This window comes from Staphylococcus sp. 11262D007BW (genome assembly GCF_053547815.1).
This window is the reverse complement of record NZ_JBPWPJ010000001.1, coordinates 1730737-1746147: the sequence shown is the minus strand read 5'-3', so window position 1 is coordinate 1746147 and position 15411 is coordinate 1730737. Positions and strand designations below refer to the sequence as shown.

Genomic DNA, 15411 nt, shown 5'->3' with positions numbered 1-15411 from the left:
CATATAAGGAGGTAATCTAGTGGCGCAAATTGTTTTTGAAAATATTGTGAATCAACAAGGCATTGTTCAAGCAGATTATAGTGACACTATTCACGATGGAACGATACGTTTTGAAATGGCTGATCCGATTAAGGTGCGTTCGGATCTTGTGGCAGAAGCGTTAGCTGCTTTATGTGGCAACTATTATGATACCATTCACATGCATGTGAAAGTCTCTGATAATACCAAACATACCATTGAACAAAGAACAGGTTCACAACTCACTTGTGAAAAAGGATTAGGGTTATGGAATCTCAATAAATTATTTGATCATAAAGTTAAAACCCTCAATTTAAACAGTGATTTTTCAAACTTCTCAGCAGCTGCTTTAACACCAGGACCAATCAATAAAGTGACACTAGATTGTGGTCGTACGACGCCTGAACAATATGTTCTATATGATCGTGTCGACAGTAAACTGATAAAAACCAATGTCCTTGATACGCACTTTCCTAAAATAACCTCTGATTACCGTATCATCGGTTCGATATTATACAAAGATTACTTCAATACTGCTTATATGATGAGTGGTTTACAGCTTAACCCCAAAACAATGAATATGACTAAAACAGAAGCTGAGCATCCCATTGCAGGTATGAAAAATTTGCCGCACACGTTAGGGCTCACGGCAGTTGGTCATACACGCATTGCCTGTCAAAGTTACCCCGACTATATGAATGATGCGATTCAAGCGGTTAAAACGTCTGATTCATTTATGGCAACGTTACAACATACTTTAGTTGAAATTCAAAATGAACGTTTTCGCTTAGGCCTCCCATTAAAAGATAGAACATTATACCCTGACCAAAAAACAGTGGGGGAGGATAGTCGCGTCGATTTTTATACTTTATACATATTAAAGCATGGCGGACGACGATTAGCCGAATATTTAGTAAGCCATATTCCAACATCGGCTACTGAGTTAGTGCAACGCTATGATTTACAATTTTTTGATCGATTTTACCCTGGCGTTTTATATTATTTACCTGATGAGATACGAGAATATGTTCTAAAACAATTAAAGCTGCATCAAATTCCTTTATTTTCGAATGAGGACTGGCAAGTATTTAAAATAGTGCAAAAGTGGTTACGAGCACATCGAACACCGGACTAAGCAGTGCACAGTGATTTGTTTCAATTTGGATAGAGATGGGAATGGACTAGTAAACTAATAAAAGAGAGGTTTTTTGATGACTAAACAAAATCCAGTAACACAGTTTTTTAATGGTTCATACGAAAAGCAACCTCAAGATTATCCAGGTATTCAACGTGAGATGAAGCCCGTTCCAGATTGTGGCGAAGAAACATACAAAGGTTCAGAACAACTTGTTGGTAAAAAAGCACTTGTGACTGGAGCAGATTCTGGTATTGGACGTGCTGCAGCCATTGCTTACGCGAAAGAAGGCGCAGATGTAGCGATTGCTTATCATCCTGATGAGCAACCAGATGCAGAAGATGTTAAAGCAGTAGTTGAAAAAGCAGGACAACAAGCAGTATTATTGCCAGGCGACTTACGTGATGCAGAGTATGCCAAACAAATGGTCAAAGATGCTCATCAACAATTAGGTGGATTAGACATCGTCGTACTTAATGCCGGCATGCAACAATATGAATATGATATTCAAAAATTAGATCCAAAACAATTAACGGATACATTTGAAGTCAACGTTTTTTCAACAGTTTATTCTATTCAAGAAGCCTTAAATTATTTAGAAGCAGGTTCAAGTATTATTTTGACATCATCTATTCAAGCTATGAAACCAAGCAGTCATTTATTAGATTATGCGATGACGAAATCTTGTAATGTGTCATTAACAAAAGGGTTAGCTTCTCAATTAGGACCAAAAGGTATACGCGTCAATGCGGTAGCACCTGGTCCTGTATGGACACCTTTACAAATTTGTGGGGGTCAACCACAAGATAACATTCCAGATTTTGGTAAAAACATGCCATTACAACGTGCAGGTCAACCTGTTGAACTAGCAGATGTGTATGTATTATTAGCTTCAGACAAAGCTAGCTATATTACAGGCCAAGTTTACGGCATTACAGGTGGCGCACCAATTAATTAAAGACATGCGTCGTAATAGTCAATTCAATACAGCATAATGTTATAAGGTTGGGACGAAGATACGAAAGGGTAATCGCTTGATTTTGTCCCAACCTGTTTTATGATTAATGATAGTAAAATGATGAATCACCCACTTATATTGATAGGGTTTACGATATTAAAAAGGTAGGATGCTCAAGTGCTTTAGAGCGTTCCACCTTCTTTTTTAGTTGCATTGGGTTTTTTAAGGGGACTGGGACATATAGCATTGATGCTCTGGGAAACCGATTAACGGTGTCCCAAAAGCAGGATTTTCGGCAGAAAGTTCACGATTCGCCAAAATTTGACGTATTGTAAATGATCAAATGTGCTTTGACACATTTGTAAGAACGACTAACTCAACGAAGTCGTTCTTTACTTCGTTCGCTTCTGCTCAAATCCTGAACGCTTTTGTCCCAACCTCATTGAGAAATCATCATTTTTTAGTAAATGGATTATTTACGTAGGGCCACAGTATCATTGGTCTAAAGTCATCAAAATAGATAGAGGTAAGCGGACATGAAACAAATACTACACAAACATTATTTAATTTTAAGTATCAGTCTCTTTTATTTTGTTATCGCGATATTAACGCCACTCGTTCATGATGATTTGGAGTGGGGGCTTACATATGGTACAGATATGTTAAAAACATTTTATGCTGAGTTGAATGGTCGATATCTCGGTAATACTTTGGAAGTCATAGCAGTTCGAATTCCATTATTTCGTTATATTACATACACCTTTTTTTCGGTCGCTATGATTTTAGTCTGCGCTGGATTGATTAAAGATCTTATACCTAATCTACAGTGTCGTGCCTTTAATATCATCGCGATTTTTATGTTCCTTGTTTTAATGCCTATTTCATTATACAGTCAAATTTATGGATGGTTTGCGGGATTTTATAATTATGTGCCAGCGAGCCTTTGTTCGTTGATTCTGTTGAGATACAGTTTAAAAATATTAAATGATCAACCATTACGTCGACAAGAACAATGGCTCATATTAAGTTGTGCGTTATTAGGACAATGGTTTATGGAGAATCATACGATATTTAATGTGATATTGTTGATGGGTTTATTGATTGTAAAGTGTATTCAAACTAGAAAAATACCGATATTTGTCTTCCTAGCATTAGGTTTCTCGATTTTAGGTGCTATTGCGATGTTTATTAATCCAAACTATATCGTGATGTTTGTTGGGGATACATCTTATCAACAAGTTTCTGATGACAACAAAGGGATGATTGTTAAAGTAGTGGGCACGTTATTCACCCAATTTCCGCAATATCTCGTGTATCAATCTATGTTTTTAATTACGTTGCTCGTTATTGTATTAAGTGTTTTAATTTGCCAAAGTCGTTTAAGTCAAAAATTTAAATATGCAATGATACCGATACTATTTATCGCACCGCTGTATCACTATATTGTCCGTGTGCCTTTTAATTTTGCGAAAAATAATCAAAATGTGGTTGAAGCAATCTTAGATACGGTCGTCATTGTTATTCTTTTTTGTGCGCTATGTTTAACGATTTATAAAGTGATAGATAACACGTTATTACGACAGAAGTTATTAATATTATTAAGTACTATTCCGATAATTGTCGCGCCTTTATTAGCTGTTGAACCAATGGGACCACGAAATTTTTATATTGTGTATATCATTGGCTTGATTATGTTGATTAGCTTAGTGAATGTTATTCATTTTCGACCTTATCGATTAGTGAAATGGGTGTCTATCGTTGGGGCATCTTGTCTCATTATTGTGTTTAGTATTATTTCTATCGCGCAATATGAACGCATTCTTCAAGTGAAAGAGGTTGTTAAAACAGATGATACGGTGACGCAATATACGATGCAGCATTTACCATTCGAATCATATATGCAACATGCCACACCCTATAATCATAAAACGGTTACGATTTTTAAAGAGTATTGGGAGATACCAGAGGATATTACGCTCTCATTTATTGATGATGAATTTTAAGTGATGTATTCCTATTTATTTTCAGTATTAATATTTCATGTCTCATAGTATTGTGATACGCTATCTGTAATACTATATTTTGTTTTAGGGGGCAAACAGGGTGAAAAAAAGACTAATTCCCGTTTTAGTTGGCGCATTTTTACTTGGGGCATGTGATATTAATGTATCTTTTGGTGATAATGACAAAGACAAACAAGAAGCGCAAGATAATAAGCAACAACAAGCAGATGATAATCAATCGTCAAATCAACAATCATCAAATGATCAAGATTCGGATAGTGATGGACAATCAGACAGCGCAAGTTCTGAATCAGAAAAGTATGTAAATATCAATGATGATGGCTTTCATGATGACTACTTCTATAATAACTATGTAGACGGATATGGCCCAGTATATATAGGAATGACGTTATCCGAGCTAGAAAATAAATTGGGCAATCGCACAAATACAAAAGATCTACTGACAGGGCGTCATGATATTTACGGAAATTATGCAGTGGTGCTATCTGATAATAAAGTGATTAGTTATGCAATCGTGCCGGATTCTCCAGTACCAAGTAGTCAACTTAAACAAGTTTTTGGTACACCGACATATGAGAGTAGTAGCGAATACATTTTTGATAGTAATAAAAATAATGGTTTTGCGATTTATGTAGAACGTGATGAAAACGGTAATGGTGTAGCGTTAGGTCAGTATGATGATGTTGGTCTTGAATCGTTAGATAAGAATACAAGCTCCGACGAATTTGTGACACGAGCGAATGTCATTGATTTCGTAGAAAGTTTTGAAGGAGATTACTTAGATACAGATAAGTATACGTATAGAGAACCAGAAAAACGTGATGATGGTTGGGGCTTTGCCTTTTATGATAAATCCGGTAATTTAGCAGGGTCTTATATTGTAGAAGATGATGGACACGTTAAAAAATATGATAGTGATGGAGACCAGATGTATGCTGGGTATTAAAACGAAATAATAATTTGGAAACCAAAAAGATTCAAATGTCATTGTGCATTTGAATCTTTTTTATTGTGCGATGAATGATTTTATTTAATATTTATCAATGGTTTGAAATGGCGTTATAATGCGTTTTTTTAGCTATTATTTACCTCAAAAATCACTTTCTTCTAAAAAAGTAAAAAAGGGTTTGAAAAGTGATTGTATATTTTGTCCAATAGGAAACTGTTTACCACAAGAGGTCAAATTATTATAATGGAAATCAAAAATCAACATTATTTATAGAAGATTTAATTATAGTTCTCATTTAATTTTTGAAAATCATTTAATTGGGTATATGTGAATTACAACTTTTATCTTAGTTAATAGATAACATTAATAAAAGGAGGAAATAAAATGAGAAGAAAGAAAAAAGGCGTGAAACGGTTAGATTTTTTGCCTAACAGACAAAATAAGTACTCTATCAGAAAATTTACAATCGGTACAGCTTCCATTTTAGTGGGTGCCACATTAGTATTTGGAATTCCAAAAGAAGCAAAAGCTGCAGAAGAAAACACAACACAAACAGATAACATTTCAACTTCTGATGAAGCTGTAGATAGTGAGCCAAATGTAGACAATACAACACAAACGCCTACTACTGAACCCACATCAGAAGAGATGAATACTGACACTACGACACCATCATCAACTGAACCAACAACTAATGAACAACCATCTACAGAAGAACCAGCGCCTTCAGATGATACCAATGCCTCCGTGGACGTAACGGAAGACCCATCAACTGATGCTTCTACTAAAGAAGCGCCAACACAACCATCAGATGCGACAGAGGCATCTAACGAATCTGAGGCGACGACTGAAACGTCAGAACCTGATACTACTGAAGAAGCTTCCACAGAAGAACAATCAGCTGAAACAGCTCAACCTGAAACTGAGACAACAGAGGAGCCACCTCAAGAAAAAGAGGAAGCTGATAAGACTGAGACTAATTCAACAGAAGAGGAAGCTACTAAAGAACAATCTACATCGGAATCAAATACAACTGAAGAGGCAACAACAGAAGAAAAGACTCAAGAAACGGACACTACGTCAGATTCAGATGCGAAGACTGACGCATCAAACAAAGAGAGCAATGCATCAACAGAAGAAGCATCTCCAGAAACAACTACCACAAAAGACACTGACGCGCCTCAAACTTCTTTGGAAAATGATTTACCTGCCTCAAATACAGACAAGGAATCAGATTCTATGACGTTAAATAGTGGGTCAAATACGTCTTTAATGCAAGCGTTAGAAAGTGTTGATGCTCAAGAAAAACAACAAGCCACAGAGGACTATTTAGCACAGTATTTAACACCAGAAGAATCAAAACAATTAATTAATAATACGACAATTAATTTTGAAAATGCAACGACACAAGAAATCAATGACGCTATTTTGCATGAAGCGGCGCAAAATTTAGCAAACGAAATGGATCAAAATGAAGCATTAGCGACAAGCTCTGACATTGTCCGACCAATAGCGCCTTTATCAATGCAAATGAATTCTACAAATTACGATTCAACGTTCCAATCTGCAATGACACTTGAAGAACCTAATCGTCCGTCTTACACAATTCCGGACGATCCTAACTATTTATACTTACTACGCGATTTAGGCTATAACGCGACGACAGTAAAAGATAAAACAGATTTACGATTTGCAGGGATTGGTCAATTAGGCGATCAAAAAACAAGTGAAATCAATTTAAACTTAACAAAATGGTTAAGTTATAAAAGTGAATTTACAGATGGCGGAAAAGTGCATCTTTCTTTCAGTCAACCGGAATTCTTTAGTCAAATTGATAAGATAACGATTAATGGCGTCGATATGACCACAACGAATAACGGTCAAGATTGGTCTGCACCCATCTCTGGTAGTACAGTCAATAGTGGACTGATCGGTGTTGTAACAAACTCACCTGTTAAAATCACATTAAAAAATAATCAAACGTTAGAATCATTGGGTTATAGTGAAGATAATCCTGTTTATATGACACATACATGGACGACAAATAAAGGTGAAATTGCGGCAGAAAGTATCCAACAAACGACGATTACACCAACTTTAAATAGTAAAGCACCACAACAAACGCAAACATCTAACTTTGTGTCAGGACGTATTGTAAATTCTTTACGTTATGATCAAACAGATAATGCCATTCGCTCAATTCATTCATTTAAACCAGATGAAAACTTCTTACAAACAGATTATGATTGGCTATTATATATCAAAGAACAGGTCCCTGAAGCCTTAATTCCATATATTGATCCAAATAAAATTCAAATTTACGTATCAGATGAATATGGTAATAAACGTTGGGATTCAACTTATGTAGATATTACGATGGACCAAAATGGCTTAGTGGATACAAGCAAGATTCCGAGTCTATCAATTATGCAAAACAATACATTATCACAAATAGGTAAAGCGCGTCTTGCGCTAGATTCTAACGTATTTTATGGTGCTTTAGGGCAATCTCGTAACTACACAATTTCATACGGCTTAAAAGATGGCGTTACTATGTCAGAAATTGCTAGAAATATTAATGAAGAGTCGTTGACATCTACAGACGCACGGACGCAATTCTCTTCATGGTTAGAAAGTGACTATCTAGATTCACGCGTATTTGGTAAACAAGATGGAGGTTCAGCGCATAAGCGAATTTATGGTTCATACGCTTCGTCATACATTGATTTCTTTGACTATGACGGTGATGGCGTACCGGATATTGCGGATACAACACCTGATGTGAATAATGACGATCCTATCGCACCAGATGCCCCTGTTATTAATCCAATCGAAGCGGAAAGTACGAGCATCACAGGTACTGGTGAAAGTGGTTCAAAAGTGACAGTAACATTTAAAGATAATACAACGGCTACAAGCACAGTGGATAGTAATGGTCAGTGGACAGTTAATGTGCCAAATGGTACGACATTAAATCATAATGATACTTTAAGTGCGACATTAACCGATGCGGCTAAAAACACATCAACTGCTACAACAGCAACTGTCAAAGATACAGTGGCACCGAATGCTGTAACAATTAATCCAGTCGTGACTTCAGATACTACTGTTACAGGCGCAAATGGTGAACCAGGCTCAACCGTAACCGTGACATTCCCTGGCGGTACAACCACAACAAGTACAGTAGGGGACCACGGAAACTGGGAAGTAAACATTCCAGATACCGTCACATTAAATGAAAATGATACGGTGACTGCAACCGCTCAAGATAAAGCGGGCAATCAATCAAGTGAAAGCACAGTAAACGTGACAGGTATTCCGGTACCAGACGAACCTACACTTGATGCGATCGAAGCAGGTGCGCAACAAATTTCAGGTAAAGGTGAAGCAGGTAATACAGTTACAGTCACGTTACCAGATCAAACACAACACACTGCGACAGTAGGTGACGATGGCGTTTGGACTATTGACGTACCGGATACGGTGACATTGAACCATGAAGATGTCGTGTCAGCACGTCAAAATAACGGTCAACAAGATTCAGGAGATACAACAGCCATCGTACGTGATACAGTGGCACCAAATGCACCTTTAATTCATGACATTGAAGCTGGTGTGACGAAAATTACAGGACAAGGTGAGAATGGTTCAACCATTACTGTTTCGTTCCCAGACGGTGCGACTGCCAATGCCGTAGTAGATGATGAAGGTAATTGGACTATTGATGTTCCATTAGATACACCATTACCAACTTTAGGTGAAGACATCACAGCTACATCAACAGATAAAGCAGGTAATGAGTCTCAAGTGAGTACTAAAGCAGTACAAGATACCACTGCACCAGAAGCACCTGGCGTATTACCAATCGAATTAGGTGAGACGACAATCAATGGAACAGGCGAACCAGGTGCCACAGTAGAAGTAACATTTAAAGATGGCACTATAGGCACAGCAGAAGTTGGCGAAAATGGTAATTGGACACTAGAAGGTACAGCTGACAACTTGCAATTGAATGATAAAATCGAGGTCACTCAAAAAGACGCATCACAAAATGTGTCACACGCAACAACAGTAATGGTGCATGATACGACAGCACCAGATGCGCCAAATGTTAATCCAATTGAAGCGGCATCTACTGAAGTCACAGGTACAGGAGAACCAAATGCATTGATTGCATTACAACTGCCAGATGGTTCCGTAGTAGAAGCAACAGCTAATGAAAATGGTGATTGGACAGCAGATATCTCTACATTGCCAGTGTTAAAAGATGGCGACACTGTGGAAGTGACGCAACGTGATGCAGCGATGAATACCTCTACAGCAACTACAGTGACTGTAGAAGATACCATTGCACCCGATGCACCAACAATTAATCCAGTGACCTCTAAAGATCGCCAAGTGAAAGGGACAGCAGAACCAAATAGTACGGTCGTTATCACATTCCCGAACAATCAAAATGCGACAGTAGAAGCAACGGAAGAAGGCTTATTTACAGTAGATTTTCCTGAGGATTTAGAGTTAACGGGTGGCGAAACGATTAAAGCCATCGCAAAAGATAGTGCGGGCAATGAATCTGAACAAAGTACTACTACTGTAGAAGATCTCACAGCACCAGAACCACCTGTAATAGCATCCGTTAATTCTACAGATACTACAATTAATGGTACGGCCGAACCTGGTAGTAAAGTTTCACTTACAATAGATGGAGAAACAATCGGTGATGCAGTGGAAGCGGATCAAAATGGCGCGTTCACTTTTGATATCCCGAACACATTAAATGGTGGAGAAGTCATCAAAGCAACAGCGACAGATCAAAATAATAATGTATCTGATGAAACGACCACTGTGGTCACAGATACGACACAACCTGATGTTCCGACGATAAATCCAATTAATTCAGAGGATCGAACAATTACGGGTCAAGCAGAAGCAAATGGCACTGTAACGATTGAATTACCAGAAGGAGAAACATTAGAAGGTACAGCAGATGAAAATGGTAACTATACTATCGACTTACCAGATACTGTCGACTTTAAAGGTGGCGAAACAATTCGTGCTTCTGTTAAAGATGAAGCAGGTAATGTATCTCCACAAACTGAAATGATTGTAAAAGATACAACACCACCTACGACACCGACACTGAATGAGATAACATCAGAAGATACATCCATTTCAGGTACAGGTGAAGCAGGTAGTACTGTAACTTTAACGTTCCCAGATGGTACGACAGCAACAGGTACAGTGAATGATGAAGGTCAATATGATATTGCCATTCCAGAAGGTATCGATTTACAAGGTACGGAAGTCATTTCTGCTGAATCAAGAGATGCTGCTCAAAACGTGTCGTCTAATACAACAACAACGGTTAAAGATGTAACACCACCAGCCCAACCTACTATTGATGAAGTGACATCAAATAGTATTGAAATCTCTGGTACAGCTGAACCGAATAGTAAAGTGACGATTGTCATTTCAGATGGCACACTGATTGAAACGAATACAAATGCTAGTGGTCAGTATAGAGAAAATATTAGCGACATTGGTCCATTTGCAGGTAACGAATCTATTGAAGTCACAGCAATCGACGCTGCAGGCAATACGTCGGAAAAAGCGACAACAACAGTGATTGATAAGACACCGCCAGACGCACCAAATGTGGATGCTATTCAATCGACTGATAATACAATCAAGGGAACAGCTGAACCAAATAGCACTGTTACTGTTCGTTTTCCTGATCAATCTACACAAACAGCGACAGCAAATGAACAAGGTGCTTTTGAATTTGATATAACAAATCAAAACTTATCTGGCGAAGAAGAGCTTGTATTTACAGCAAAAGATGAGTCAGGTAATGTATCTAATCCAAGTTCTGTAGTGGTAGCAGATACGACAGCGCCAGAAGTACCAACAGTAGACGAAGTCACATCGGATGCGACATCTATAAAAGGCACAGGAGAAGCGGGTAGTACTGTTACAGTAGCTTTTCCAGGTGGACAAACATCTACAGGTACTGTTCATGAAGATGGTAGTTATGATCTTTTAATTCCTGGTGACGTAGATTTAACAGGCGGTGAGGAATTACAAGTAACGTCAACTGACAAAGCAGGTAATGAGTCAGACGCAGGAACAGTTACAGTGACAGATACAACAGCACCTGCGGCACCAACAGTAGATGAAGTAACATCAGAGTCTCCATCCATCAAAGGAACAGGCGAACCAGGAAGTACGATTAATGTCACGTTAAATGGAGAACAACTTGGTGAGCCTGTAGAAGTAGGAGAAGACGGCAACTATGAAGTGATAATTCCAGAAGGAACGGACTTAACTGGAGGAGAAGAACTTCAAGTCACATCAACAGATAAAGCAGGTAATGAGTCAGAAGCAGGAACAGTTACAGTGACAGATACAACAGCACCTGAGGCACCAACGGTGGACGAAGTGACATCAGATTCACCATCAATTAAAGGAACAGGCGAGCCAGGAAGCACGATCAACGTTACGTTAAATGGTGAACAACTAGGTGAACCAGTAGAAGTAGGAGAAGACGGTAACTATGAAGTGATGATTCCAGAAGGAACAGATCTAACTGGAGGAGAAGAGCTTCAAGTAACGTCCACCGATGAGGCAGGCAACACATCAGAAGCAGGAACAGTTACAGTGACAGATACAACAGCGCCTGAGGCACCAACAGTGGACGAAGTGACATCAGATTCACCGTCTATTAAAGGAACAGGAGAACCAGGAAGCACGATTAACGTTACGTTAAATGGTGAACAACTAGGTGAGCCAGTAGAAGTAGGAGAAGACGGTAGCTATGAAGTAGTAATTCCAGAAGGAACAGACCTCACAGGAGGAGAAGAACTTCAAGTAACGTCAACAGATCAAGCAGGAAACACGTCAGAAGTTTCAAGTACAACAGTGACAGATACCACAGCACCTGCGGCGCCAACGGTGGACGAAGTCACATCAGATTCCCCATCAATCAAAGGAACAGGAGAACCTGGTAGTACGATTAACGTTACGTTAAACGGTGAGCAACTAGGTGACCCGGTAGAAGTAGGAGAAGATGGCAACTATGAAGTAGTAATTCCAGAAGGAACAGATCTAACTGGAGGAGAAGAACTTCAAGTTACATCAACAGATAAAGCGGGCAACACATCAGAAGCAGGAACAGTTACAGTAAAAGATACGACAGCACCTGCGGCACCAACGGTGGACGAAGTAACATCAGAGTCTCCATCAATTAAAGGAACAGGCGAGCCAGGAAGTACAATCAATGTCACATTGAATGGAGAACAACTTGGTGAACCAGTAGAAGTAGGAGAAGATGGCAACTATGAAGTAATGATTCCAGAAGGAACAGATCTAACTGGAGGAGAAGAGCTTCAAGTAACGTCCACCGATGAGGCAGGCAACACATCAGAAGCAGGAACAGTTACAGTGACAGATACAACAGCGCCAACGGCACCAACGGTAGATGAAGTGACATCAGATTCACCATCAATTAAAGGAACGGGAGAACCAGGAAGTACGATTAATGTTACTTTAAATGGTGAACAATTAGGAGAACCGGTAGAAGTAGGAGAAGACGGTAACTATGAAGTAGTAATTCCAGAAGGAACGGACTTAACTGGAGGAGAAGAACTTCAAGTCACATCAACAGATAAAGCAGGTAATGAGTCAGATGCAGAAACAGTTACAGTAAAAGACACAACAGCGCCTGAGGCACCAACGGTGGACGAAGTGACATCAGATTCACCATCAATTAAAGGAACAGGCGAGCCAGGAAGCACGATCAACGTTACGTTAAATGGTGAACAACTAGGTGAACCAGTAGAAGTAGGAGAAGATGGCAACTATGAAGTAGTGATTCCAGAAGGAACAGACCTCACAGGAGGAGAAGAACTTCAAGTAACGTCAACAGACAAAGCAGGTAACGTTTCAGATGCAGGAACAGTTACAGTGACAGATACAACAGCGCCAACGGCACCAACGGTAGATGAAGTGACATCAGATTCACCATCAATTAAAGGAACAGGAGAACCAGGAAGCACGATTAACGTTACGTTAAATGGAGAACAACTAGGTGAGCCAGTAGAAGTAGGAGAAGACGGTAGCTATGAAGTAGTAATTCCAGAAGGAACAGACCTCACAGGAGGAGAAGAACTTCAAGTAACGTCAACAGATCAAGCAGGCAACACATCAGAAGCATCAAGCACAACAGTGACAGACACAACAGCGCCTGAGGCACCAACAGTAGATGAAGTGACATCAGATTCATCATCCATCAAAGGAACAGGAGAACCAGGAAGTACAATTAACGTTACGTTAAATGGAGAACAACTAGGTGAGCCAGTAGAAGTAGGAGAAGATGGTAACTATGAAGTAATGATTCCAGAAGGAACAGACTTAACTGGAGGAGAAGAACTTCAAGTCACATCAACAGATCAAGCAGGCAACACATCAGACGCAGGAACAGTCACAGTAACAGATACTACAGCACCGTCAGCTCCAACGGTGGACGAAGTAACATCAGAGTCTCCATCCATTAAAGGAACAGGAGAGCCAGGAAGTACAATTAAAGTTACGTTAAATGGTGAACAATTAGGTGAGCCGGTAGAAGTAGGAGAAGACGGCAACTATGAAGTAGTGATTCCAGAAGGAACGGATCTAACTGGAGGAGAAACGTTAGAAGTTACTTCAACAGATAAAGCCGGAAATACGTCAGAAGTTACAAGCACAACAGTGACAGATACAACAGCACCTACAGCACCAACGGTGAACGAAGTGACGTCAGATTCACCATCCATTAAAGGAACAGGCGAGCCAGGAAGTACAATCAACGTTACGTTAAACGGAGAACAACTAGGTGAACCAGTGGAAGTAGGAGAAGATGGCAACTATGAAGTGATGATTCCAGAAGGAACAGATTTAACTGGAGGAGAAACGTTAGAAGTAACATCAACAGACAAAGCGGGCAACACGTCAGAAGCATCAAGCACAACAGTGACAGACACAACAGCGCCTGAGGCACCAACAGTAGATGAAGTGACATCAGATTCATCATCCATCAAAGGAACAGGAGAACCAGGAAGTACAATTAACGTTACGTTAAATGGAGAACAACTAGGTGAGCCAGTAGAAGTAGGAGAAGATGGTAACTATGAAGTAATGATTCCAGAAGGAACAGACTTAACTGGAGGAGAAGAACTTCAAGTCACATCAACAGATCAAGCAGGCAACACATCAGACGCAGGAACAGTCACAGTAACAGATACTACAGCACCGTCAGCTCCAACGGTGGACGAAGTAACATCAGAGTCTCCATCCATTAAAGGAACAGGAGAGCCAGGAAGTACAATTAAAGTTACGTTAAATGGTGAACAATTAGGTGAGCCGGTAGAAGTAGGAGAAGACGGCAACTATGAAGTAGTGATTCCAGAAGGAACGGATCTAACTGGAGGAGAAACGTTAGAAGTAACATCAACAGATAAAGATGGCAATGTATCAGAAGTGACATCAGTCACAGTAAAAGATACAACGGCACCGACAGCTCCAACAGTAGATGAAGTAACGTCGGATTCATCATCTATTAAAGGAACAGGCGAACCAGGAAGTACAGTTACAGTTACTTTCCCAAATGGTGATACGGCAACTGGAACGGTAAATAAAGATGGTCGTTTTGAAATTTCAATACCATCTGGTACTCAATTAGATGGTAATGAGGAAATTAATGTTACGATTACTGATGCCGCTGGTAATTCATCTGATACGATTAGTGTTAAAGTAATATCAACTAAGGAAGATTTACCAATTAGTAATTCAAATTCTGAAAATCAAACAAATGCTAATAGTAATGTGAAAAATAATGATTCACAGCATCAATCAGAAAGTGCAAGCAATTCATTTAATGAAAATGATAGTCAAAAAGTGTCACCTTCAGTTGTTACTGGAATGGGTGATCCTGGAAGCACAGTAACAGTCGTTTTACCTGATGGATCGGTTTACACTGGTTTAGTGGATAATAATGGAAATTACAGTGTAGAATTGCCAAGTGGTATTGGTGTCATTAACCAAAATAATGTTACAGTAGCCATTACTAATCCATCTGGTCAAACAGTTAAAGATGAGAATGCTGAAATTCATCACAATGAATTGACGGTTTTACCAGAAACTGGTCAATCATCTAGTCAAAAAGGTACATTATTAGGTGGCGCGTTTGCGATGTTAGGTAGTTTCTTCCTATTATTCAGACGTCGAAATAAAAAAGATAAAGAAAATCATCAATAATTTTTATTATAGAACGCTCGGGATTGCTTATTTAAGC

5 protein-coding genes are annotated in these 15411 nt (G+C 39.2%); all 5 read left to right on the top strand.

Annotated features, from left to right (window positions below; translation table 11 throughout):
• Positions 1-19: 19 nt before the first annotated feature.
• The 5 genes from ACEE93_RS08680 to ACEE93_RS08660 all read left to right on the top strand — a co-directional run bounded on the left by ACEE93_RS08680 (position 20) and on the right by ACEE93_RS08660 (position 15374).
• Positions 20-1153: a hypothetical protein gene (locus ACEE93_RS08680; protein ID WP_449155334.1), complete on the top strand. Its 1134-nt coding sequence runs from the start codon at positions 20-22 to the stop codon at positions 1151-1153.
• A gap of 76 nt (positions 1154-1229) precedes the next feature.
• A complete protein-coding gene (locus tag ACEE93_RS08675) occupies positions 1230-2111 on the top strand; it encodes an SDR family oxidoreductase (protein ID WP_449155335.1) in 882 nt (293 codons plus the stop codon).
• Positions 2112-2647: 536 nt separating this feature from the next.
• Positions 2648-4114, top strand: coding sequence for a hypothetical protein (locus tag ACEE93_RS08670; protein ID WP_449155336.1), 1467 nt, complete (start codon positions 2648-2650; stop codon positions 4112-4114).
• Positions 4115-4214: 100 nt separating this feature from the next.
• Positions 4215-5081: a hypothetical protein gene (locus ACEE93_RS08665; protein ID WP_449155337.1), complete on the top strand. Its 867-nt coding sequence runs from the start codon at positions 4215-4217 to the stop codon at positions 5079-5081.
• Positions 5082-5468: 387 nt separating this feature from the next.
• A complete protein-coding gene (locus tag ACEE93_RS08660) occupies positions 5469-15374 on the top strand; it encodes an Ig-like domain-containing protein (protein ID WP_449156502.1) in 9906 nt (3301 codons plus the stop codon).
• The last annotated feature ends 37 nt before the right edge of the window (positions 15375-15411 follow it).